At 74.5% G+C, this 23,643-nt stretch carries 17 protein-coding genes; 12 read left to right on the plus strand and 5 right to left on the minus strand.

Translation table 11 applies throughout. The features are described 5' to 3' along the window. Positions 1-93 precede the first annotated feature (93 nt). The 4 genes from ACYU96_RS09710 (at position 94) to ACYU96_RS09725 (ending at position 7,713) form a co-directional block, all read left to right on the plus strand. A complete protein-coding gene (locus tag ACYU96_RS09710; RefSeq protein ID WP_460752278.1) occupies positions 94-858 on the plus strand; it encodes a TetR/AcrR family transcriptional regulator in 765 nt (254 codons plus the stop codon). Beyond that, entirely contained in the window at positions 859-2,625 is a 1,767-nt protein-coding gene (locus tag ACYU96_RS09715) for an ABC transporter ATP-binding protein (protein ID WP_460752281.1), read from the plus strand. Further along, positions 2,622-4,649: an ABC transporter ATP-binding protein gene (locus tag ACYU96_RS09720; RefSeq protein WP_460752283.1), complete on the plus strand. Its 2,028-nt coding sequence runs from the start codon at positions 2,622-2,624 to the stop codon at positions 4,647-4,649. The genes ACYU96_RS09715 and ACYU96_RS09720 overlap by 4 nt, the downstream gene beginning before the upstream one ends. 106 nt (positions 4,650-4,755) lie before the next feature. Next, the gene (locus ACYU96_RS09725; RefSeq protein ID WP_460752286.1) at positions 4,756-7,713 is read left to right on the plus strand and encodes a hypothetical protein; all 2,958 of its coding nucleotides are present in this window, start codon (positions 4,756-4,758) and stop codon (positions 7,711-7,713) included. A 140-nt stretch (positions 7,714-7,853) separates the two neighbouring features. Here the strand turns inward: ACYU96_RS09725 and ACYU96_RS09730 are convergent, their stop codons facing one another. Further along, positions 7,854-8,579, minus strand: coding sequence for a sigma-70 family RNA polymerase sigma factor (locus ACYU96_RS09730; RefSeq protein ID WP_460752289.1), 726 nt, complete (start codon positions 8,577-8,579; stop codon positions 7,854-7,856). 149 nt (positions 8,580-8,728) lie between these two features. On the opposite strand from ACYU96_RS09730, the gene ACYU96_RS09735 reads away from it, so the two are divergent. Then, entirely contained in the window at positions 8,729-9,562 is an 834-nt protein-coding gene (locus ACYU96_RS09735) for a TrmH family RNA methyltransferase (RefSeq protein ID WP_460752292.1), read from the plus strand. A gap of 59 nt (positions 9,563-9,621) precedes the next feature. Here ACYU96_RS09735 and ACYU96_RS09740 read toward each other — a convergent pair whose 3' ends face one another. Continuing rightward, complete coding sequence (locus ACYU96_RS09740) at positions 9,622-10,458, minus strand: MHYT domain-containing protein (RefSeq protein ID WP_460752295.1); 837 nt, start codon at positions 10,456-10,458, stop codon at positions 9,622-9,624. Between the two features lie 192 nt (positions 10,459-10,650). Beyond that, positions 10,651-11,493 (minus strand): MHYT domain-containing protein, encoded by an 843-nt coding sequence (locus ACYU96_RS09745; protein ID WP_460752298.1) that lies wholly within the window; start codon positions 11,491-11,493, stop codon positions 10,651-10,653. Between the two features lie 299 nt (positions 11,494-11,792). On the opposite strand from ACYU96_RS09745, the gene ACYU96_RS09750 reads away from it, so the two are divergent. Further along, complete coding sequence (locus ACYU96_RS09750; RefSeq protein ID WP_460754559.1) at positions 11,793-12,704, plus strand: siderophore-interacting protein; 912 nt, start codon at positions 11,793-11,795, stop codon at positions 12,702-12,704. A gap of 27 nt (positions 12,705-12,731) precedes the next feature. On the opposite strand, the gene ACYU96_RS09755 is transcribed toward ACYU96_RS09750, so the two are convergent. Continuing rightward, on the minus strand, positions 12,732-13,259 hold the full coding sequence (locus ACYU96_RS09755; RefSeq protein WP_460752301.1) for a YbhB/YbcL family Raf kinase inhibitor-like protein: 528 nt from the start codon (positions 13,257-13,259) through the stop codon (positions 12,732-12,734). Positions 13,260-13,369: 110 nt separating this feature from the next. Between ACYU96_RS09755 and ACYU96_RS09760 the strand changes: the two genes are divergently transcribed. From ACYU96_RS09760 to ACYU96_RS09780, 5 genes are all read left to right on the plus strand, one after another. Next, positions 13,370-15,232, plus strand: coding sequence for a serine/threonine protein kinase (locus tag ACYU96_RS09760; RefSeq protein WP_460752303.1), 1,863 nt, complete (start codon positions 13,370-13,372; stop codon positions 15,230-15,232). 154 nt (positions 15,233-15,386) lie between these two features. Next, positions 15,387-16,082, plus strand: coding sequence for a hypothetical protein (locus ACYU96_RS09765; protein ID WP_460752306.1), 696 nt, complete (start codon positions 15,387-15,389; stop codon positions 16,080-16,082). Further along, positions 16,079-17,656: a DNA polymerase Y family protein gene (locus ACYU96_RS09770; RefSeq protein ID WP_460752309.1), complete on the plus strand. Its 1,578-nt coding sequence runs from the start codon at positions 16,079-16,081 to the stop codon at positions 17,654-17,656. Before ACYU96_RS09765 ends, ACYU96_RS09770 begins: the two co-directional genes overlap by 4 nt. Continuing rightward, positions 17,649-20,957, plus strand: a complete 3,309-nt coding sequence (dnaE, locus tag ACYU96_RS09775; RefSeq protein WP_460752311.1) for a DNA polymerase III subunit alpha — start codon at positions 17,649-17,651, stop codon at positions 20,955-20,957. The genes ACYU96_RS09770 and dnaE overlap by 8 nt, the downstream gene beginning before the upstream one ends. Positions 20,958-21,032: 75 nt before the next feature. Further along, positions 21,033-21,911: a hypothetical protein gene (locus ACYU96_RS09780; RefSeq protein ID WP_460752314.1), complete on the plus strand. Its 879-nt coding sequence runs from the start codon at positions 21,033-21,035 to the stop codon at positions 21,909-21,911. On the opposite strand, the gene ACYU96_RS09785 is transcribed toward ACYU96_RS09780, so the two are convergent. Further along, positions 21,912-22,391, minus strand: coding sequence for an Lrp/AsnC family transcriptional regulator (locus ACYU96_RS09785; protein WP_460752317.1), 480 nt, complete (start codon positions 22,389-22,391; stop codon positions 21,912-21,914). A gap of 59 nt (positions 22,392-22,450) precedes the next feature. Here ACYU96_RS09785 and ACYU96_RS09790 point away from each other — a divergent pair, with 59 nt between their 5' ends. Further along, positions 22,451-23,641, plus strand: coding sequence for a trans-sulfuration enzyme family protein (locus ACYU96_RS09790; RefSeq protein WP_460752320.1), 1,191 nt, complete (start codon positions 22,451-22,453; stop codon positions 23,639-23,641). Positions 23,642-23,643 lie beyond the last annotated feature (2 nt).

Here is a 23,643-nt window from a genome sequence, read left to right on the forward strand (position 1 = left end):
TCGCCCCGGCGGCTCCGTGCTGTCCGGCCGGCCCGCGCTGCTCTGAGCGAAACGCGTTGCCGAGTGAGTGCTCACTCATTTATCGTCCCGAGTATGTCTTCGGAGCCAGAGGGAGCGCGCACGGACCGTCGCCGGGCGGCGCCGATGTCCCCGGACGATCGCCGGGCGGCGATCGTCGAGGCCGTCATGCCGCTGGTCGCCGAGCGCGGCGTGGAGGCGACGTCCCGGGAGCTGGCCGACGCCGCCGGCGTCGCCGAGGGGACCCTGTTCCGCGCGTTCGGCGACAAGGTGTGCCTGATCGGCGAGGTCGCCCTGACGGGGCTGCTGCGCGCGTCGGACCCGATGGTCACCCGCACCGACCTCGAGTCCGTCGACGCGCGGCTCCCGCTCGTGGAGCGGGTGCAGCAGGTCATCGAGCGCGGGCAGCAGCGCTCCGAGGAGGCGGTCGCGTGGGTCACGGTGCTGCGCGCCGTGCACGCCCGCAACGCCCTGGACGAGCAGCACCACGCCCACCGCGAGCGCGCCGAGGACATGCGGTCGCGGCTCGTGGCGCAGCACGAGATGCGCCGCACGGTGGTGGAGGAGAGTCTGGGGCGCGTGCTGGCACAGGACCTGGGCCGCCTGCGCGTCCCGATCGCGGTGGCCGTCTCGCTGATCGAGGCGGCCACGGCCCACCGCCGGCCCGGCCCGGAGCAGCTGGAGCCGCCCCTCCCGGCCCGGGTCCTGGCCGACGCCCTGGTGAACGGGATCGTCGGCGAAAATCCTTCGCCCGGCCCGCAGGTTCCTGATACCCACTACTCACCCCCGGCCGACGCCCCCGGTGCCGAGGCGGCCCACCATCACAGCGAGGAACACTGAATGCTCGTCACGCTCATGCGCAGATATCTGCGCCCGTACGGAGCGGCCGTCGCCCTGCTGCTCCTGCTCCAGCTCTTCCAGACGCTGGCCAACCTCTACCTGCCGTCGCTGAACGCGGACATCATCGACTCCGGGGTGACCCAGGGCGACATCGCCTACATCTGGCGCACCGGCGGCTGGATGCTCGGCGTGAGCCTGCTGCAGGCCGTGGCTGCGATCGGCGCCGTGTACCTCGGCGCGAAGGCGGCCACCGCGTTCGGGCGTGACGTGCGCCGCGAGCTGTTCTCCACGGTGCAGACGTTCAGCGCCCGCGAGGTGGGGCAGTTCGGCGCGCCGACCCTCATCACCCGCACCACCAACGACGTGCAGCAGGTCCAGCAGGTGCTGATCATGATGTTCACCATCATGGTGATGGCGCCGATCATGCTGGTGGGCGGCGTGTTCATGGCGCTGCGGGAGGACGTGGAGCTGTCCGGGCTGCTGCTGGTCGTGGTGCCGGTGCTCGGGGTGTGCGTGGGCCTGCTGATGTGGCGCATGGTGCCGTACTTCAAGGCCATGCAGGGCCGCATCGACGTGATCAACGGCGTGCTGCGCGAGCAGATCACCGGCCTGCGTGTGGTGCGCGCGTTCGTGCGGGAGCAGCGCGAGGCCGAGCGGTTCGACGAGGCCAACACGGCCCTCTACGACACGTCGCTCGGGGCGGGCAAGCTCATGGCGATGGCGTTCCCGGTGGTCATGCTCATCATGAACCTGTCGAGCGTGGCCGTGCTCTGGTTCGGCGCCGGGCGCATCGACTCGGGCGAGATGCAGGTCGGGGCGCTGACGGCGTTTCTCGCGTACCTGATGTTCATCCTCATGGCCGTGATGATGTCGACGATGATGGTCATGATGGTGCCGCGCGCCGCCGTCGCCGCCGACCGCATCCTGGAGGTGCTCGGCACGGAGACGTCGGTGGTGGAGCCGTCCGTCCCGGCTCCGCTGAGCAGCCTGTCCGGCGGCGCCGGCCCGCGCGGGCTCGTCACGTTCGACGACGTCACCTACGGGTACCCGGGAGCCGAGGAGCCGGTGCTGCACGGGCTGAGCTTCACGGCCCGCCCGGGCGAGACGACGGCGATCATCGGGTCCACCGGTTCCGGCAAGACCACGCTGCTCAACCTGGTGCCGCGGCTGTTCGACGTCACGGGCGGCCGCGTGCTGGTCGACGGCGTGGACGTGCGGGACCTGAGCACCGACGACCTCGGCTCGCTGCTCGGCGTGGTGCCGCAGAAGGCGTTCCTGTTCAGCGGGACGGTCGCCACCAACCTGCGGTACGGCAAGCCGGACGCGAGCGAGGACGACATGTGGCAGGCGCTCGAGGTCGCGCAGGCGCGCGGCTTCGTCGAGGCGCTGCCCGAAGGGCTCGAGGCCCCGGTGGGCCAGGGCGGCAGCACGTTCTCCGGCGGGCAGCGGCAGCGCCTGGCGATGGCGCGCGCCGTGGTGCGCGACCCGCTGGTGTACCTGTTCGACGACTCGTTCTCCGCGCTGGACTACGCCACCGACGCCCGGCTGCGGGCGGCCCTCGCGCCACGCACCGGGGACGCCACCGTGATCGTCGTCGCGCAGCGCGTGGCGACCATCCGGGACGCCGACCAGATCCTCGTGCTGGAGCACGGGCGGATCGTCGGCCGCGGGCGGCACCACGAACTGCTGATGCGGGACCACCCGGACTACAGCGAGACATACGAGGAGATCGTGACCAGCCAGATGACCCTGGAGGAGGCGGCATGAGCGCGCAGAGCGACCAGGAGACGACGCGCGAGGCGGCGCGCAGCGGTGCGCGCCGCGGGCCGGGCCCGACGGGCAGCATGGGGATGCCGGCCGAGAAGGCCCTCGACTTCTCCGGGTCGCTGAGGCGGTTCGCCGAGGTCATGCGGCCGGAGCGGGCACGCGTCATCATCCTGACGCTGTGCGGCGTCGTCTCGGTCGCGCTCACCGTCGCCGGCCCGAAGCTCCTGGGCGAGGCGACGAACATCATCTTCGACGGCGTGATCGGCAGGATGCTCGCCGGCCAGGTGCCGGCGGGCACGCCGGCCGACGAGGTCGTGGCGGGGCTGCGGGCCCGGGGCGACGACCAGCTGGCGGACCTGCTCTCGGGCATGCCCGAGGTGGTGGTCGGCCAGGGGGTCGACACGGGCCGGCTGGTCATGGTGCTGGCGTGGGCGGTGAGCGTGTACGTGGCCGCGTTCGTGTTCGGCTGGGTGCAGGCGCGGATCACGGCGGTCGCCGTGCAGAACACCATGCGCCGGCTGCGGGACGACGTCGAGGCCAAGCTGCACCGGATCCCGCTGTCGTACGTCGACAGGCAGCGGCGCGGCGAGATCCTGTCCCGCGTCACCAACGACATCGACAACGCGTCCCAGACGGCCACCCAGACCCTGGCGCAGCTGGTCACGTCCCTGCTGACGGTGGTGGGCGTGCTGGCGATGATGTTCTGGATCTCGTGGATCCTGGCGCTGGTGGCGCTCGTGACGGTGCCGCTGTCGGTGCTGGTCACGATGCAGATCGCCAAGCGCAGCCAGCCGCAGTTCATCAAGCAGTGGAGCAGCACCGGGAAGCTGAACGCGCACATCGAGGAGATGTTCACCGGCCACGCGCTCGTCAAGGTGTACGGGCGGCAGCGGGCGGCGTCGGCCACGTTCGCCGAGGAGAACGAGCGGCTGCACGATGCGACGCGCAAGGCGCAGTTCATCTCGGGCACCATGCAGCCGTCGATGGGCTTCATCGGGAACCTCAACTACGTGGTGATCGCCGTGGTAGGTGGCCTGAGGGTGGCGTCGGGCCAGCTGAGCATCGGTGACGTGCAGGCGTTCATCCAGTACTCGCGCCAGTTCACGCAGCCGCTGACGCAGATCGCCGCGATGATGAACCTGCTGCAGTCCGGCGTGGCGTCGATCGAGCGGGTCTTCGACCTGCTCGACGCCCCGGAGCAGGAGCCGGACCCGGCGGACCCGGTCACGCCGGGTGACGGCGGCCCGGTGCGGGGCCGTGTGGAGTTCGAGGACGTCGAGTTCGCGTACAGCCCGGACGAGCCGCTGATCACGGGCCTGGACCTGACGGCGGAGCCGGGGCAGACGATCGCGATCGTCGGGCCGACGGGTGCGGGCAAGACGACGCTCGTGAACCTCCTGATGCGGTTCTACGAGGTGAACGCCGGGCGCATCCTGCTCGACGGCGTCGACGTGCGCACCATGACCCGCGACACCCTGCGCGGCAGCATCGGGATGGTGCTGCAGGACACGTGGCTGTTCCAGGGGACCATCGAGGAGAACCTGCGCTATGGCGTGCGGCGCGAGATCACCCACGAGGAGTTTCTCCGGTCCGTGCGTGCCACGCACGTGGACCCGTTCGTGCGGACGCTCCCGGACGGCTACGACACCCAGCTCGACGACGAGGGCTCGAGCCTCTCGGCGGGGGAGAAACAGCTCCTGACGATCGCCCGGGCGTTCCTCGCCGACCCGGAGATCCTCGTGCTCGACGAGGCGACGAGCTCCGTCGACACCCGCACCGAGGTGCTGGTCCAGGAGGCGATGCACCGCTTGCGGCAGGGCCGTACGGCGTTCGTCATCGCCCACCGGCTGTCCACCATCCGTGACGCGGACGTGATCCTCGTGATGGAGCACGGTGACATCGTGGAGCAGGGCTCCCACGCGCAGCTCCTGGCGGCGGGCGGCCCGTACGCACGGCTCTACGACAGCCAGTTCGCGGCCCCGCTCGCGCACGACGAGGAAGAGGAGGCCCCGGCTCCCGCCTGACGGCTCCGCCCGGCCTTCCGTGCCGGGGCGTGGAACTGGCGCACTTGTGTTGTCTGTCCTAGTTTGGCTCTGTTCCACTGTCCTGACCCCGTCACGGAAGGCACGCATGAGCCACGTGCACGAGCCGGAGCCCGCCGGGCAGCAGCCCGCGCAGGAGCCCGCGGTCCTCGCGCAGTCCGCCCCCGCGGAGTCGCAGTCCTACCGCCGCCGCGAGCCGCGGGGCCGGCACATCCCCGCCGTGCCCGGGCAGGACGTCCTGGAGTTGCGCATCCACGGCGTGGCGAACACGCCGCCGCACGGCATCCTCGACCTGGCCGCCGACGAGGTGGTGCAGACCGACGGCGACGGCCTCGGCAGCTTCTGGGTGCCGACCCCGGAGGCCGACGCCCGCGACCGCGCGCCGGCCCCGGGCGACGTGCGGGACCGCGAGGTCCCGCCGGGCGACCCGCACGAGATCCCGAACGACGTGCGCCGGGAGGCCTACTCGTGGGGCGCGATGTCGCGCCTGGGCCGCCTGCCGTTCGGCGGGCTGCTCGGGCTGGTCGGCACGCTGGCCACGCGGGTGATGTGGGTGGCGATGGTGCCGTTCGGCCTGGCGAACGCGGCGTACTGGGCCCGCCGCATCCCCGAGGCACCGGCGGCGACCCCGGCGGGCGCGCGGCTCCTGCCCGACGCGTCCGCAGCGCTGACCAGGGTCTTCGCCCTGTTCCTCACGCTCCTGTTCACGACGACGACGGCCACCGTCGCGTTGTCCACCATCGGCACCCGGTGCATGGGACTGATCACGGACGGCACCGTCCCGGTCTGCGCACGCGTCCCGGACGGGCTGTACTGGCTGGCCCGCACGGACCACGGCGACCGGCTCGGCTGGCTGTCGCTCGTACCCGTGGTCGCCGTCGTCGTCCTCGTGCTCATCGCGCACGGCGGCAGCGTGAAGTTCGAGTCCCGCGTGTCCTCGCTGCGCGCCGGGGAGACGGTCGCGCCGAGCGGCGGGCCGGCGCTGCGCCGCGCGGGCTTCTGGTCCCGCCGCACCGGCACCGGGGCGCTGTACAACCACCTCGCGGCCGCGCTCGGGCTGCTCTCGGCGCTCCTGCTGTGGACCTCGGAGCGCACGGCCTGGGCCGCCGCGCCCGGCTTCGCCGTGACCCTGGCCGCGACATGGCTCGTCACCCTGCGCACCGACGACGACGGCGTGCAGGAGGGCGTGCCGCGCTGGAAGCCGCGCGCCGCGTTCGCCCTGCTCCTGGCCGGCCTGGCGGCCTGGGCCGGGGCATGGGTCACGCTGGCCCGCTCCGGGACGCCGACGGCCCTGCCCTGGATGATCGGCATCGAGGCGGCGCCGGGCCTGCTCGTGGTCGCGCTCACGGGCATCGCGTCCACGGCGCTCGTGTGGCGCCGTGCCCGGCGTACCGGGCCGGCGCAGGCCCTGCTCTGGTCCCTCGTGCCGCTCACCGCGACGGCCTGCACCGCCGTGGCCACGCTCGCCGCGCCGCAGGGCCGTCCGCTCCCGCTCACCGTCCGCGTGGTGCTCCTCGGGCTCGCGGTCGTGGTGCTGGCGGTCCCGGCGTGCTGGGCGGTGGCGCGCCGCCGGGCCGGCGGCTCCCGGGCCGAGGGCTGGGGAGGGGCCGGGCCCGGGGTCTTCCTGCTGCTGTCCACGGCCGCCGCGGCCGTGTTCTCGAGCCTCGTCGTGGTGGGCGTCCAGTGGTACCTGCGCTCCGCGCCGCCGCCCGTCGTCGCCCCGGGGGCCGGCGGCGGGCTGTTCGTCGAGGTCGTGGCGAACGTCCCGCCCCGCGAGATCGTGCCCGTCCCGCCCGTCTACACCGAGTTCGGCGCGAGCGTCGCGGTGATCGTCGTGATGTTCCTGCTCCTCCTGGGGACCCTGGTGGCGCCGTCGGTGGTGGACGCCGTGCGCCGGGGCACGCTCTGGATCCCGCCCGCGCCCGACACCTCGGGCCCTCGCCGCGGCCCCGGGGCGCTCGCCGCGCGCGCCGCCGGCCGGAGCCTGCCCGGGGCGCGCACCGGCGACCTCGTCGACCCCGACACGCTTCCCCAGGCCGCCCGCCGCGCGCTCGGGGCACGCCAGCTCGCCGCGATGAGCCACCGCTCCGAGCTCGTGGTCTCGGCGCTGGCCGTCGCGTCCTGGATCGCGCTGGTCGCCACGATCCCGCTCGCGGTGCCGTCGGACGACTCCGACGCCCCCGGCACCGTCGGGCTGCCGACGTTCCTCGGCGACCCGTCGGGACTGTTCGCCGTGCCCGCCTGGCTCACCGACCTCGCGGTGCCGATGCTCGGCACGCTGGCCGTCGCGCTGGTCGTCAGCGCGCTGACCGGGACTGTCGACAACGCCACCCGGCCGTGGGGTCTGCTGTGGGACGTCATGTGCTTCCTGCCCCGCAGCGCCCACCCGTTCGGCCCGCCGAGCTACGCCGAGCGTGCCGTCCCGGAGGTGCGCAGCCGCGTGGACTCGTGGCTCCAGGCACTGGACGTCGACGACGAGGCGTACCGCGCCGCCGTCGCCCGGCGCCGGCGCGTCGTGCTGTCCGCGCACTCGATCGGTGGGGTCATCGCCGCCGCGGTGGTGCTCATCAGGTCCGGCAACCCGGTGGTGCGGCAGGTCCCCGTGGCGGGCCGGGTCGGCCTGCTCACCTACGGCGTGCAGCTGCGCCCCTACTTCGGACGGTTCTTCCCGGAGCTGTTCGGTCCGCGCGCGCTGGGCGTCCCGCCGGTCGGCCCGCCGTCGTGGACGGGCGACCCGTGGAGCGGGGGCGACGTCGAGCGGCCGCCCGTCCGCGCGCACGACAAGAGCCTGCGCGACCTGCTCGTGGCAGAACGGGACGGCGCGGGGCAGGACGACGACGTGCCGGCGTGGATCAACCTGTGGCGGCGCACGGACTTCCTGGGGTTCCCGGTGCTGGGGTACGGGCCGAACGAGATCGACCGCGGCGCCGAGGAGGTCGACCGCTCGGCCTACCTGTTCCAGCTGGGCCTGCACGGGGGATACCCGCGCACGACGGCCTACCAGGAGGCGTTCGACGAGGTCCTGCGTCGGCTGGACCGCGAGTAGCCCGGCCGGGGCAGAGGGTCACGGATCCTCGCGGGCCGGCGGCGCGACCCCGTTGTCGGGTCGCCGGCCCGCGAGGGTTCGCGCACCGGAGTGCGCCCTCGGGGGAGTCTGGGATCTTGCGGGGCGGTCGCGGCCGCCGTTCAGGCCACGGCCGGCAGGGGCGCCACGACGCCGCGGAGGTGGAGCAGGGCCTCGTTGAGGATCTGCTGCACGCGCTCCCGGGTCACGCCGAGCCGGCGGCTGATCTCGTCGAGCGTCCTGCTGGTGCCGTCCACGAGCCCGAACCGCATCTCGAGGACCTTGGTCTCGACGGCGTCCAGGTGGGCGAGCGCCTGGCGGACACGGCGGCGCAGGAGGGACTGCTCGGCGCTGGGCGTGCCCGGGCCGGACGACCCGCTGTCCTGCCCCTCGGACCGTGCCCCGGCGGCGATCGCCCGGACCACGGAGCGACGCACCCAGCGCGCGGCGAAGGCGGCGAACGTGCCGTGGGCCGGGTCGTAGTTCTCTGCGGCGCGCACGAGGCCGACGTTGCCCTCCTGCACGAGGTCCATGAACGGCAGGCGCCCGGTGTACGCCGTCACGACGTCGGGCACGATGCGGAGGTGGGCGAGGACGAGCCGCTCCTTCGCGTATTGCCCGGCCTTGACCCGGCTTTCGAGCTCGGTGCGCAGCGTGGGCGAGACCGCAGTCTTCGCGAGGGTGCGTGCGGCGGCCGTTCCGAGGGCCGCGCGCTCCAGGAGCGCTCCTTCCTCTGCCGGCTCGAGCAACGGCGTACGCTCGATGATCTCCTGGTAGGAGGGCGGGAGCGCGGGATGCGCGCCGGAACTCCGGGAACGACGGGTCCGAGACGGTCTGGCGGTTCTCATCACTGATCTCCTTCGTCGTGTACGAAGTTGCCTTGGTGGGGACATTAGCGAACCATTGGTCTCCATGGGAAGACCCAGACGTTCGCTGTGAGTGATCACGGCGAGATCACGCGCTCGGGCCCCGGGGCGGGCGGGAGAGAATCGGAGACGTGATCACCTCCGACGTCGTCCACCTCGACGACCCGGCCGACGAACGGCTCGCCGACTACACGCGCCTGACCGAGGTCGCCCTGCGCAGCAAGCACGAACCGGCCAAGGGCCTCTACATCGCCGAGAGCACCCAGGTGATCCACCGGGCGCTCGAGGCCGGCCACCGCCCCCGGTCCTTCCTCATGGCGCCCAGGTGGCTCGACACGATGGCGGACGCGCTCGCGGCCTGCCCCGGCGTGCCCGTCTACGTGGCCGACGAGCCCGTGCTCCAGGAGATCACCGGCTTCCACCTGCACCGGGGCGCCCTCGCCGCGATGCACCGCCCGCCGCTCGCCCCGGCGGCCGAGGTCCTGGCCGCCGCGCGCGGGGGCGCGAGGGACCGGCGGTCGCGGGTCGCGGTGTTCGAGGACCTGGTCGACCACACCAATCTCGGAGCCGCCTTCCGCAGCGCCGCGGCGCTCGGTGTCGACGCCGTGCTGGTGACGCCGCGCTGCGCGGACCCGCTGTACCGGCGGTCGGTGCGGGTGTCGATGGGGACGGTGTTCCAGGTGCCGTGGACGCGCGCCGAGTCGTGGCCCGGTGATATCGAGGTGCTGCGGGAGGCGGGCTATGTCGTGGCGGGCATGACGCTGGGGGAGGGGGCGATCACGCTGGACGAGCTGGTCGCCCGCGACCATCAGGACCTGGCGCTGGTCTTCGGGACCGAGGGGCACGGGCTGAGGGCGGCGACCGACCGGCTGCTCGACGCGCGGGTCACGATCCCCATGCTGAACGGCGTCGACTCGCTCAACGTCGCGATGTCCGCGGCGGTGGCGTTCTACGCGACGCGGTAGTCGGCCGACGCCCCCGGCCCCTCAGCGTGCCGGTGGCATCGGTGGCATCGGTGGCGGCATCAGCGGAACGGGGCGCGCCGGCCCTCTCCCCGTTCCGGCTGCTGAGGCTGTCCCTTGACCTGCTGCCGCTCGGTCCAGGCGTGGAACTCGGCCTGGACCACCATCTCCGAGGCGCTCGGCCAGGCGGCCGCCACGATCAGCAGCGCCAGCGTGCTGGCCACGATCCCGGTCACCAGCGGGACCAGGAGCTGCGTGGCGGGCATCCCGATCGCGGGGGTCTCGATCGACATGCCCGGGCCGCCCGGGACCACGCTCATCGCGGCCATGCCCGTGTAGTGCATGCCGGACACGGCGATGCCCATCACGATCGTCGCCGCCGTGCTCGCGCCGATGCCGTGCACCCGGGTGGAGAGCCAGAGCGCCGCGGTGCCGGCCACCACGGCGATGATCACGGAGGTGATGACGAGCAGCGGGTTGTAGGCGAAGTCGACGCCGGCGTGCATGGCCGCCATGCCCATGTAGTGCATGGCGGCGACGCCGAGGCCGGCGATGGCCCCGCCGGTCAGGAGCGTGCGGTAGCCACCCTGCCTGCGGTGCACGAGGAAGATGCCGATCGAGACGACGACCACGGCCAGGAGCATGGACGCGATCGTGGTGAGCATGTCGTAGTGGATCTCGGCGCCCGTGACGGAGAAGCCGAGCATCGCGACGAAGTGCATGACCCAGATCCCGGTGCCGCCGATGGCGACGGACCCGAGCAGCAGCCAGATCGTGCGGGCGAGCCCGGAGGCCACGCGGGCGCGCGCGGTACAGGACAGGCCCACGCCGCAGCCGGCGCAGGACAGGATGAAGGACAGCACCGGCGTCAGGGCGCCGTAGGTGAAGTGGTCGATCATGGCGTTGCCTTACCTCTGCCGCTCCGGGTCTCGGCCTCTGGGTGGCCGATCTGGGGTGCCCCGGAAGGGTATTCACTCAGAGGTTAGGGGTGCTGCGTGAACAAAGCAGGGTAAAAAGTTCGCTACGTCTGATATGCGCCCCAGAGTTCACCCAGGATCAGGGGCAGATTCATCCATTTCATCCACGGCGCTCTACCAAGGGCGTGACCGGGGGAGGTCCTGCCGTCCCCCGCTTCCCGCCTGCCGGTCCCGCAGCTCCCGCTGCCGCTCGGCCCAGGCGTCGAACTCCGCCTGGACCTCCATCTCCGAGGCGCTCGGCCACGCGCCGGCCACGATGACGAGCGCGACCGTGCTCGCGACGATCCCGATCACCAGGGGGACCAGGAGCTGCGTGGCGGGCATCCCGATCGCGGGGGTCTCGATCGGGTTTCCCGCCTGGTACGCGGTCACGCTCATCGCGGCCATGCCCGTGTAGTGCATGCCCGACACGGCGATGCCCATCACGGCCGTCGCCACCGCCCCGGCGCCGAGGCCTCGCACCCGCGCGGCGAGCCAGAGGCCCGTCGTCGCGGCGACCACCGCGACCGCGACGGACATCCCGACCAGCACCGGGTCGTAGGCGATGTCGACGCCCACGTGCATGGCGGCCATGCCCATGTAGTGCATGGCGGCGATGCCCAGGCCCGCGATGACCCCGCCGGTCAGGAGGGCGCCGGTACCGTCCTTCCTGCTGTGCACGAGGAAGAGCCCGACGGCGACCACGGCCACCGCGAGGATCATGGAGGACACCGTGGTGAACACGTCGTAGTGGATCTGCGCGCCGGCGATCGAGAAGCCGAGCATCGCGACGAAGTGCATGACCCAGACGCCGGTGCCGCCGATGGCGACGGCCCCGAGGAGCATCCAGATCGTGCGCGCGACACCGGTGGCCACGCGGGCGCGCGCCGTGCAGGACAGGCCCACCGCGCACCCGGCGCAGGACAGGACGATGGACAGCAGCGGCGTCAGGGCACCGTAGGCGAAGTGATCGATCATGAAATTGTTGAACCCCCCGGCCTGTTGTGGCCCTCGGCCCTGGGTGGCCGAGTTGGTCGGTCGTCCATAACAGGCGCTCTCGCGAAGGAAAGGCTAGAGGCCATGAGGGGTTCTTGCCCGATGAATGGAGATTTGTGCGACACATGTCCCAAATTTTGAGACGCCAGATGTGCCATGTCCCACAACGGGCGGTGGCGAGAAGCCTTCGAAGTTAGGCTAGGCTCACCAACGTGACGACCCAGAACGTTCCGACGGCACGGCAGCGCGAGCGCGAGAGCACGTCGACGACCCCGTGGCGGATGTTCGACGTCGAGGTGTCCCGGGTGACGCGGCTGTGTCCCTCCTTCGTGCGGGTGACCTTCACCGGCGCCGAGCTCGACCGGTTCGCGGACAACGGGCACGACCAGCGCATCAAGCTGCTGCTCCCGGCCCCCACGGGCGGCTGGGACCACCTGCTGCGGGACGACCCGGACTGGTTCACCGCCTGGCGCGAGCTCCCGCCCGAGCGGCGCAACCCGCTGCGCACCTACACGGTCCGCGCGGTGCGGCAGGACCTGCGCGAGGTCGACGTCGACATGGTGCTCCACGGCGACTCCGGGCCGGCGTCGCGCTGGGCCACCGCGGCCCGCAAGGGCGAGCCCCTGGTGATCATGGGGCCGGACGCGCGCCACGACGGGCCGCACGGCGGGCGCGAGTTCACGCCGCCGTCGCGCAGCCACGCCCTGCTGCTGGCGGGCGACGAGACCGCCGTGCCGGCGATCGCGTCCATCTGCGAGGCGCTGCCCGCGGACGCGGTCGGCGAGGTCTTCCTCGAGGTGCCGCACCCCGAGGACGGCTGGGTGATCGCCGCGCCGCAGGGCGTGCGCGTGCACTGGCTCGCGCGGGACGGTGCCGAGCACGGCGACCTGCTGGTCCCCGAGGTGCGGGCCGCCGCGGACCGGATGCTCGCGATGGGCGTGCGCCCCTCGTCGGAGCCCGGGCACGTCCCGGCCGAGCCGGCGGACGTCGACGTGGACTCCGAGATCCTCTGGGAGGTCCCCGTCGACGCCGCCGGCAACCCCCTGACGCAGGAGACCGTGCTGTACGCGTGGCTCGCGGGCGAGGCCGGCGTCATCAAGACGCTGCGGCGCTACCTGGTGGGCGAGCGCGGGGTGGACCGCAAGGCGGTCGCGTTCATGGGGTACTGGCGCAAGGGCCGCAGCGAGATCTGAGCCCGGCCCGGGCGTGCCCCGGCCCCGTCACCTGCTGTAGGTGGCCGTGAGGGTCGCCCGGCCCAGCAGGTGGAAGTAGACGGTGAAGTGCACCTGCGCGTTCGTGCTGTCGGGGCCGAGGCCGAGCTCGCCCGGGGCGGCGTCCAGCGCGTGCACCGCGAAGACGTAGCGGTGGTCGTGGTCGCCGGGCGGCGGGCCCGCGCCCTCGAAGCCCGGCTCGCCGCCGTCGCTGCGGACCTGGAACGCGCCGGCGGGCACGCCCGAGCCGCCGGCGCCGCGCGACAGGGAGGTGACCTCGGCGGGGACGTCCACCAGGTTCCAGTGCCAGTAGCCCGACGGCGTCGGCGCGTCCGGGTCGTAGCAGCTGACGACGAACGAGCGGGTGCCCTCCGGGGCGCCCGACCAGGCGAGGGCGGGGGAGACGTTCTCGCCGTCGGCGGCGTGCGTGGCGGGGAGCCGCTCGCCGTCGGTGACGTCGGCGCTGGCCAGAGTGAAGGTCGCGGGGGCCGGGAGCAGGGAGTACGGGTCCGCGGGGACCGGTCGGGTGAAGTCCATGGGCCCACTCTGCCGAATCGTCCCGGCAGGTGCCAGAGCCGCCCGCGCGCGTCTTTGACATCGCCTCGCGCGTCGGCGAATCTTGGGGCGCACGTCGTGAATACCGCCACATGTCCGGCCGGATGATCCTGCCTGGGGTCGCGACGGAGGGAGTCCTGGAGGACATCATGGAGCTGCTCGCGCCGGCGGACCCGCGGGTCGTCGGTCCTTATCGTCCCCGCGCCGTGCTCGGCGAAGGCGGCATGGGCAGGGTCTATCTCGCGACGGGGCCGTCCGGCGAGCGCGTCGCCGTCAAGCTGGTCCGGGACACGTACTCCGTGCACGACGCCGGGTTCCGCAGCCGGCTGCGCCGCGAGGCCGACGCCGCGCGCCGGGTGCGCAGCCCCCGCACCGCCCAGGTGGTCGCCGCGGACACCGAGGCACCCATCCCCTGGCTGGCCTACGAGTTCCACCACGGGCCCGCGCTGTCCCAGGCCCTGCGGTCCACCGGCCCGCTGCCCGAGGACGCCGTGCTGTACCTGGCCCGCGGGCTCGCCGAGGCCCTGCGCGACATCCACGCCGCCGAGCTCGTGCACCGCGACCTGTCGACGGGGAACATCCTGCTCGGCCCGGACGGCCCCGTGGTGATCGACTTCGGGATCGTCCGCAACGCCGCGACCGGCGGCGACGCCGGCGAGATCACGACGGTGACCCGCCCGGGCACGCTCGTGGGCGCCCCCGGCTTCATGTCGCCCGAGCAGGCGGCGGGCATGGACCTGACGCCGGTGAGCGACGTCTTCTCGCTCGGCACGATCCTCCTGACCGCCGCCACCGGCCAGAACCCGTTCCGCGACTCGTCGCCGAGCGAGACCCGCCGGCGCGTCATCGAGACGACGCCGCGGCTGCCCCTGCACGACGAGCGCCTGCGGTCGGTCGTCGGGGCCTGCCTCGCCAAGGACCCGGCGGCCCGGCCCACCGCCGACACGCTGCTCGCCTCGCTCGCGGACGTCCCGGCCGGGGCGGCGCCGCCCCCGTGGCCCGAGGCGGTCCGCCGGATCGCCACCGAGCAGCAGGAGCAGGTCTACTGGCTCACCCACGGCGACCCGAACGCGCCGCTGCCGGGCCCGCAGGAGCTGGACCCGGCGGCGGTCTTCGGGCAGCCGGCACCGCCCGCGACCGGCGCCACGCCCGCGGTGATCGACGCCGTGCCCCCGGCGGGCCCGGCCTTCGAGCCCGTCCCTCCGGGCGGCCCGGCGGCGGACGCCCGCCACGCCGAGGGCCGCGTGGACATCACGCCCGTCGCGGACGACGGGCGGCGGCGCCGGATCGGGCTGTGGGTCGGTGCCGGGGCGGCCGTCGTCCTGGCCGTGGTCGTCGCGCTGGGCCTGACCGTGTTCCGTGGTCTGCTCCCGGCCCCGCCGCCGGCGACGCCCGTCGCGGCGCCCTCGTCGTCGGCGGCACCGGCGTCGGCGGCACCGGCGTCCGGCACGCCGTCGCCCTCGGGGAGCGTGGGCGGGAACCCGATGTCGGACCAGCCGGCGTTCGTGGCGCAGAAGGGCGAGTGCGTCGACGGCGACCCGCAGGAGGAGGCGGTCTGGAACCTCGCCGACGACTGCGGCGCCGGGTCCTTCGAGGTCGGGGCGCGGGCCGAGGGGGAGGATGCCGCGGACGCGTGCCCCGGCAGGTACCACTACGAGCGCTACTTCGGGCCCGCGGACGACCCGGCCCACGACGTGCGCCTGTGCCTGACGATGAACTTCCCGGGCGACGCGTGGGAGGCGTCCAAGGGTGACTGCGTGTACCGGCCGGGCCCCGTCGACTCGACGACGTTCACGATCGTCGGCTGCGGACAGAAGCGCGCGAACGGGCGCGTCACGAAGCTCATCCACGAGTTCGACGTCCCGGAGGACTGCCCGCCGGGCGGCTTCTACACGACGTGGCGCCCCTTCGGCTTCGACGAGCTGGCGTACACGATGTGCTACCGGAAGGCCTGACGGCACCCTCTCCTGCCTCCACGGGGCCCCTGGCCAGCGCGGTTGACAGGGGGGTCCGCGGGGCGCTGTACTGAAACAGTGATCGAACACGTGTTCGACACGTGTCACCGTCTTCGCCCGGCCCGTTCCGGCAGGCACCATCGCTGGAGGGCAGATGACCGCCATCCCCGAGACCGCCCACGAGCGGGCGCTCAGCGCCCTGCGGGCCGTCGAGACCCGTACCGGCGTCGGCTCGCGGGGTCCCGTCGCACCGGGGACGGGACAGGGCGTCGCGGTCCGCCCGGTGCGGCCCGAGGTGGCCGGCCTGCTGCCCGACGGCGGCCTCGCCGCCGGCACCACGGTGGTGGTCGCCGGGTCGACCACGCTGCTGCTGGCCCTGCTCGCCGCGCCGTCGCGCGCCGGGGCGTGGACCGTGTTCGTGGGGCATCCCGAGGTGGGGCTGGCCGCCGCCGTGGACGCGGGCTGCGACCTGGGCCGCACGGTGTGCGTCCCGGACCCCGGCCCGGACGCCCCCGCCGTGCTCGCGGCGCTGCTGGACGGGATGGACCTCGTGGTCGCCGGGCCCCGCGCCGCGCTCCTGGACGCGGACCGTCGCCGGCTCACCGCGCGCGCCCGGGAACGGGGCGCGGTGCTCGTCGTCGCGCAGGAGAGCACCGTGCGGCAGGAGAGCACCGTGCGCGCGGTCCCGGCCTGGCCCGGTGCCCAGGTGGTGCTCACCGCGGGCCCGGGTGGCTGGGAGGGTCTCGACCACGGTGCCGGCCGGCTGCGCCGTCGCACCCTCACGGTGCGCCGTACCGGCCGGGGGAAGGCCGCACGGCAGGCCGACCTGCGGTGCGTGGTGGCGGCATGAGGACCGCCGCCACCCGCACCGCCGTTCTCTGGGTCCCGGACTGGCCGGTCGTCGCGGCGATGGCGGCGTCGGGCACGGACGCCCACGCGCCCGCGGCCGTGCTGCGCGGCTCGTCGGTCGTCGCGGTCAGCGCGCCGGCCCGCGCGGCCGGGGTGCGGCGCGGCATGCGGCGCCGCACGGCGCAGCAGCACTGCGCCGGTCTCGTGCTCCTGCCCGCCGACGACGCCCGCGACGCCGCGCTGTTCGAGCCCGTCGCCGCCGCGGCCGAGACCGTCGTGGCGGGGATCGAGATCGCCCGCCCGGGGCTGCTGCTGCTCGGGGCGGACGGCGCTGCTCGTTACCACGGCTCCGAGCCGGACCTGGCGCGCGAGCTCGCCGAGGCGACGGCGCGCGACTCCGGCCACGAGTGCCAGGTGGGCGTCGCCGACGGCTTCCTCGCGGCGGTGCTCGCCGCGCGGGACGAGACGGTGGTGCCGGCGGGAGCCTCGGCCGCGTACCTCGCGCCCCGGCCCGCGGCGCACCTGCGGCACGCCCGCCCGGACGGTCCGGAGCTGGCCGACCTCCTCGACCTGTGGCACCGCCTCGGCCTGCACACCCTCGGGGACGTGGCACGCCTGCCCGCCGGCAGCGTGCAGGCACGGTTCGGGCCGCTCGGCGTGTGGGCGCGGCGGCTGGCCCGCGCCGACGACGTGCGCCCGCCCGCCCGCCGCCGCGCGGAGCACGACCTCACGGCGACCGCCGAGCTCGACCCGCCCGCCGCACGGGTCGACGTCGCCGCTTTCGCCGCCCGCCGTGTCGCCGAGGACCTGCACGGGCAGCTCACCGCCCGCGGGGTGGCGTGCGGACGCGTCGTGGTGACCGCCGACGCCGTCGACCCCGTCACCGGCGAGCACCGCACGTGCGAGCGGACCTGGCGCACGGACGACGCCGGAGGGATGTCCGCCGCGCGGATCACCGACCGCGTGCGGTGGCAGCTCGCGGGCTGGCTCACGCACGCCCGGCCGGAGCCCGCGCCGATCACCCGGCTGACGCTGCGCGCCGACGAGGTCGCGCCCGCCGGCGCCACCCAGCCCGGCCTGTGGGGCCCCTCGGCGGGCGAGGGGCTGCGCGCCCGCCGCGCCGTCGAGCGCGTGCAGGCCCTGCTCGGCGCCTCGCGGGTGCTGGCGCCACGCCTGCAGGGCGGCCGCGACCCGCGCTCCCGGATACAGCTCGTGCCGTTCGGCGAGGACGTCCCGCTCGAGCGCGACCCGGACCGGCCGTGGCCGGGCGCGCTCCCGCCGCCCGCGCCGTCCGTCGTGCTGGCCGAGCCCGTCCCCGCGCGGGTGCTGGACGCGGCCGGTGCCGACGTCGTCGTCGACGTACGCCTCGCGATGAACGCGCCGCCCGCGCTCGTGCGCAGCGAGCGCGGCACCGTGCGCGTGACCGACTGGGCCGGGCCCTGGCCCGTCGCCGAACGCTGGTGGCGGCCCGACGGCTCCCGCCGCGTCTACCTGCAGGTGCTGACCGACGACGGTGCCGGTCTGCTGCTCGCCCAGACCACGGGCACCTGGCGGCTGGAAGCGCTGTATGACTGACTACGCCGAGCTGCACGCGCACTCCGCCTACAGCTTCCTCGACGGGGCCTCGCACCCCGAGGAGCTGGCGGCCGAGGCGGCACGGCTCGGGCTGGCGGCGCTCGCCCTCACCGACCACGACGGGCTGTACGGCGTGGTGCGGTTCTCCGAGGCCGCCAAGCGGGTGGGGCTGGCGACCGCGTTCGGCGCGGAGCTGCACCTGCCGGCCCCCGGGGCCGCCGGCCCGGTGCTCGACCCGCCCACCGGCGTCCCCGACCCGCGGGCCACGCACCTGCTCGTCCTGGCCCGGGGAGCCGGCGGCTACCGGCGCCTGTCCTCCGCCATCGGCACCGCCCACCTGGACGCGGGCACCAAGGGCGCCGCGCACTACACCCTCGGCGACCTCGGGGAGCGGGCGGGCGGCGAGTGGCTCGTGCTCACCGGCTGCCGCAAGGGGGCGACCCGCCGCGCGCTCGCCGGGCCCGGCACGCGCGCCGCCCGCCTGGACGCCGCCCGCCGCGAGCTCGGCGCGCTGACCGACGCGTTCGGCCACGACAACGTCGCCGTCGAGGTCACCGCCACCGGCGACCCCCGCGACGCCGGCCTGCACGACGCGCTGGCCCTGCTCGCCGCCGAGGCCCGGCTGCCCCTGGTCGCGACCACCGCCGCGCACTACGCCCGCCCGTCGGACGCCGACCTCGCCGGGGCGCTCGCGGCGGTGCGGGCCCGCTCGTCGCTCGACGACCTGGACGGCTTCCTGCCGGGCGCGCCCGTGGCCCACCTGCGCTCGGGTGCCGAGATGACGCGCCTGCACGCCCGCCACCCCGAGGCCGTGGCGCACGCCGCTCGTCTCGGCGCCGAGTGCGCGTTCGACCTGGACCTCATCGCCCCGGACCTGCCGCCCCACCCCGTCCCCGACGGCCACGACGAGGCGAGCTGGCTGCGCGAGCTCACCTACCGCGGGGCCGAGGAACGCTACGGCGGGCGGCCGGGGACGGCGGCGGGCGACGACCTCGTCACGCGCGCCTGGGACAAGATCGACCACGAGCTGAGGATCATCACCGCGCTGCACTTCCCCGGGTACTTCCTCGTCGTCCACGACCTGGTGGAGTTCTGCCGCCGCCGCGGCATCCTGTGCCAGGGGCGGGGGAGCGCGGCGAACTCGGCGGTCTGCTACGCGCTGGGCATCACCGCCGTCGACGCCGTCCGGCACGGCCTGCTGTTCGAGCGGTTCCTCGCGCCGGAGCGGGACGGCCCGCCGGACATCGACCTGGACATCGAGTCGGTGCGCCGCGAGGAGGTCATCCAGCACGTGTACGAGAAGTTCGGCCGCACGCACGCCGCGCAGGTCGCGAACGTCATCACGTACCGGTCCCGGTCCGCGGTCCGCGACGCGTCCCGTGCGCTCGGGTACGACGCCGGGCAGGCCGACGCCTGGTCCCGGAGCATCGAGCGGTGGGGCAGCCTGAAGCCGCAGGACGCCCCGGCGCCGTCGTCGGGCAGGTTCGTGGACGTCCTCGCGGACGAGCCGCGCGGGCCGGGGCAGCCGCGGTCCGACGACGCGCACGACGTCGTGCCGTTCCGCACGCCGCCCTCGGCCGCCGAGGACGGCGAGATCCCGGCCGACGTGATCGACCTCGCCGACCGCATGGTCCGCCTGCCCCGCCACCTCGGCATCCACTCCGGCGGCATGGTGATGTGCGACCGGCCCGTCATCGAGGTGTGCCCCGTGGAGTGGGCCCGCATGCCCGGGCGCACCGTGCTGCAGTGGGACAAAGAGGACTGCGCCGACGCCGGGCTGGTGAAGTTCGACCTGCTCGGGCTCGGGATGCTCACCGCCATCCGTTACGCGTTCGAGTCGGTCGAGGAGCACGGCGGGCCACGGCTGTCCCTGCACGGGCTGCCCGACGACGACCCGGCCGTCTACGACCTGCTGTGCGCCGCCGACACCGTCGGCGTGTTCCAGGTGGAGTCCCGCGCCCAGATGGCGACCCTGCCGCGGCTGCGGCCCCGGACGTTCTACGACATCGTCGTCGAGGTCGCGCTCATCCGGCCCGGGCCCATCCAGGGCGGGTCCGTGCACCCGTACATCGAGCGGGTGCGCGGCCGGCAGCCGGTCACGTTCCTGCACCCCCTGCTGGAGAAGTCGCTGGGCCGCACCTACGGCGTGCCGCTGTTCCAGGAACAGCTCATGCAGATGGCGATCGACGTCGCGGGCTTCACCCCGCAGGACGCCGACCAGCTCCGCCGCGCCATGGGCTCCAAGCGGTCCGCCGAGCGGATGGCGGCGCTGCGCGAGCGCCTGGACGCCGGGATGACGCGCAACGGCGTCCCGGCGGACGCCCGGCACGAGATCTACGAGAAGCTCAAGGCCTTCGCCGACTTCGGCTTCCCCGAGTCGCACGCCTACTCCTTCGCCTACCTCGTGTACGCCAGCGCCTGGCTCAAGGCGCACCACCCCGCCGCCTTCTACGCCGGGCTGCTCGCCGCCCAGCCGATGGGGTTCTACTCGCCGCAGTCGCTGGTCGCCGACGCCCGCCGGCACGGCGTGCGGGCGCTGCGCCCCGACGTGACCGCGTCGCGGGCGCTCGCCGGCGTGGAGCGGACCCGCGAGGGGGCGCTCGCGGTGCGGATGGGGCTTGCCGAGGTGACGGGGATCGGGAAGGACCTCGCCGCGGAGGTCGTGGCGGCCCGGGGCGCCGGGGGCGCCTTCGGTGACCTGCGGGACCTGGTGCGGCGCGTGGGTCTGACGACCGCCCAGCTCGAGGCGCTGGCGACCGCGGGCGCGCTGGGGTCGCTGGGCGTCACGCGCCGCGAGGCGCTGTGGGCGGCGGGCGCCCTGGGGCAGGAGGGGCCGGGGACGCTGCCGGGAGTGAGCGTGGGAGCGGACGCCCCCGGGCTGCCGGACATGACCGGGACGGAGACGGCCCGGGCGGACGCGTGGGCGACGGGCGTCACGCCCGACTCCTACCCGACGCAGCACGTGCGCGAGGGGCTGCGGGCGGCCGGGGTGCTCACCGTGGCGGAGGTGGTGGCGACGGAGTCGGGGCGGCGGGTCGCCGTCGGCGGCGTGGTGACGCACCGGCAGCGGCCCGGCACCGCGGGCGGCGTGACGTTCCTGTCGCTCGAGGACGAGACGGGGCTGCTCAACGTGATCTGCACGGCCGGGCTGTGGCGGCGGTTCCGGCGGGTGGCGCGGTCGGCGCCGGCGATGGTGGTGCGGGGACGCGTGGAGTCTGCCGACGGCGCGGTGAACCTCCTGGCGGAGCACCTGGCGCCGCTGAGCCTGGCGACCCCGGGACGGTCGCGGGACTTCCGGTGAAGGTCGGACCAGCCCGAACTACCGGATCACGCGTTCATCTCACAGAATGCCGGGTTGACCGCTATTGTGCCCGTCATGGACGAGCAGACAGGGGGCCGGCGTCGTCGCCAGGGACTGGCGATCGCGATCGTGGCGAGCGTGGTGCTGGGGGTCGTCGTCTGCAGCGTCGGCCTCGTGCTCGCGAACCGCGGCGAGGACCCCGAGCGGACCCCGTCCCTCGCGGTCGTCAGCCCGCTGCCGATCCCGATGATCGTCTCCTCCGACGACCTGGACGTGGCGGGCGCCGACCTGCCCGCCCGGGTCGCGAAGGCGGCCGAGCGCCTCGCCGAGACCGTCGAGGCCGGCGAGAAGGTCTACGAGGCGGCCCGCCCGACGGCGCCGCGGCCCGCGCTGCGCCGGCTGCGCACCGCGCTCGACGAGGCGACCGACGCGCTGGGGCACGAGGGCGTCGGGGACACGCCCACGAAGCGGCTGAAGGCGCTGAAGACGCTGCGCACGAACATCCTCGACGCCGCGAGCGAGATCACCGACGTGCGGGACGTCCCGGGCTCCGAGCTCCCGGAGGGGAAGACGACGGCGACCGTCACGCCCGGGGGGACCGGTGCCACCCCGTCGCCGGACGACACGTCCGACAGCACCGGCCCGAGCATCTCGCACGGCGGCACGTCCGGCGGGAGCGGTGACGGGAAGACCGGCGGGACGGGCGACGGCGACGACGATGGCGGGAACGACGACGGCGACGACAACGATGGCGGGAAAGACGGCGGCGAGAACGGCGAGGACGAGCCCCAGCCGACCACGCCGGCGCCCGGACCGACCGTGACCGTCTCGCCGTCGCCGTCCCGCTCCGCGACGTCGGACCCTTCGCCGCCGGCTCCCGCGGCGTCGGTGTCGTCGCCGGGCTCGTCGCTGAACCCCGCGCCGCCCCCGGCGGCGTCGCCCGCGGTCTCCTAGCTAGCCCCCGCCGCCGGCCGGCGTGACCGGGCCGCCGGGCCAGGAGGCGAAGACGAGGTCGGTCTGGACGCGGCCCACCTCGCGCCGGGCGGTCAGGTCGAGCACGAGGTGCTGGAGGTCGTCGGTGTCGGCGCAGGCGACGTGCACCAGGAAGTCGTCGGGCCCGGTGACGTGGTGCACCGCCCGGGTCTGCGGGAGCTGCCGCGCCCACTCGACGAACGGCCCCAGGAGCGGGCGGGAGTGCGCGGCGAGCCGGATCGCCAGCACCGCCTGCAGCCCGCGCCCGACGGCCGCCGGGTCGATCTGGGCGTGGTAGCCGCGGATCACGCCGGCGTCCTGCAGCCGCTGGGTCCGGGCGAGGCAGGTCGACGGCGCGACGCCGACCCGCTGCGCGAGCGCCTTGTTCGCCAGGCGCCCGTCGTTCTGCAGCTCCGTCAGGATCGCCAGGTCCACCGAATCCAGGCGCACGTCTTGGGTCATGGACCGAATCTCTACCAGACGGCGGCCGGGAAGCCCGCATCCTGTGCGGACAGTACGCCATGGATTCGCACACCGGGCCCGCGGCACCCCACGCGCTGAGCACGCGCGCCGTGCACGCCGGCAAGGACGACCTGACCGACCTCGGCCTGCACGCCCCGCCCCTGGACCTGTCCACCACGTACCCGTCCCGGGACGTCGTCGCGGAGGCGGCGCGGCTGGACGCGTACGCGCGCGGCGAGGACGACGGCGGCCCGCCCATCTACGCCCGTGCCGCCAACACGACGGTGCGCCGGTTCGAGCGGGCGCTGGCCGAGCTGGAGGGCGCGGAGGCGTCCGTCGCGTTCGCCAGCGGGATGGCGGCGCTCGCGGCGGTCCTGCTGGCGGGGGTGTCGGCGGGCCGCCCGCACGTCGTCGCCGTGCGTCCGCTGTACGGCACGAGCGACCACCTGCTGAGCTCCGGGCTGCTGGGCAGCACGGTCACGTTCACGTCGGCGGCCGAGGCGCCGTCGGCCGTCACCGCCGACACGGGGCTGGTCGTCGTGGAGACGCCGGCCAACCCGACGCTGTCGGAGGTCGGGATCCGGGAGCTGGCCGAGGCCTGCGCGCCCGTGCCGGTGCTGGTGGACAACACGTTCGCGACGCCGGCGCTGCAGCGGCCGCTCGCGCACGGTGCGGCGCTGACGCTGCACAGCGCCACCAAGTACCTGGGCGGCCACGGCGACGTGATGGGCGGCGTGGTCGCGTGCTCCGAGGAGCTCGCCCGCACGCTGCGCCAGGTGCGGTTCGTCACCGGGGGAGTGCTGGACCCGCACGCCGGCTACCAGCTGCACCGCGGGCTGTCGACGCTGCCGCTGCGGATGGGCGCGCAGTCGGCGAGCGCGGCGGAGCTCGCGCGCCGGCTGGCGCGGCACCCGGGCGTGCCGCGCGTGCACTACCCGGGGCTGCACGGCGCCGCCCGCCCGGCGGACCAGATGACGGGCGGCGGCGCGATGGTGGCGTTCGAGACGGCGGGCGACGCCGCCGGCCTGATCGGGGCGGTGCGGCTGATCACCCCGGCGGTCAGCCTCGGCAGCGTCGACAGCCTCGTCCAGCATCCCGCGTCGATCAGCCACCACATCATGGACCCGGGGTCCCGCGAGGACGCGGGCATTCCGGACAGCCTGGTCCGCCTGTCGGTGGGGCTGGAGGACGTCGAGGACCTGTGGGCGGACCTGGACCAGGCGCTCGGGAAAAGTGTGCCAAGCGCGTAGCG

This window comes from Myceligenerans cantabricum, assembly GCF_054777735.1.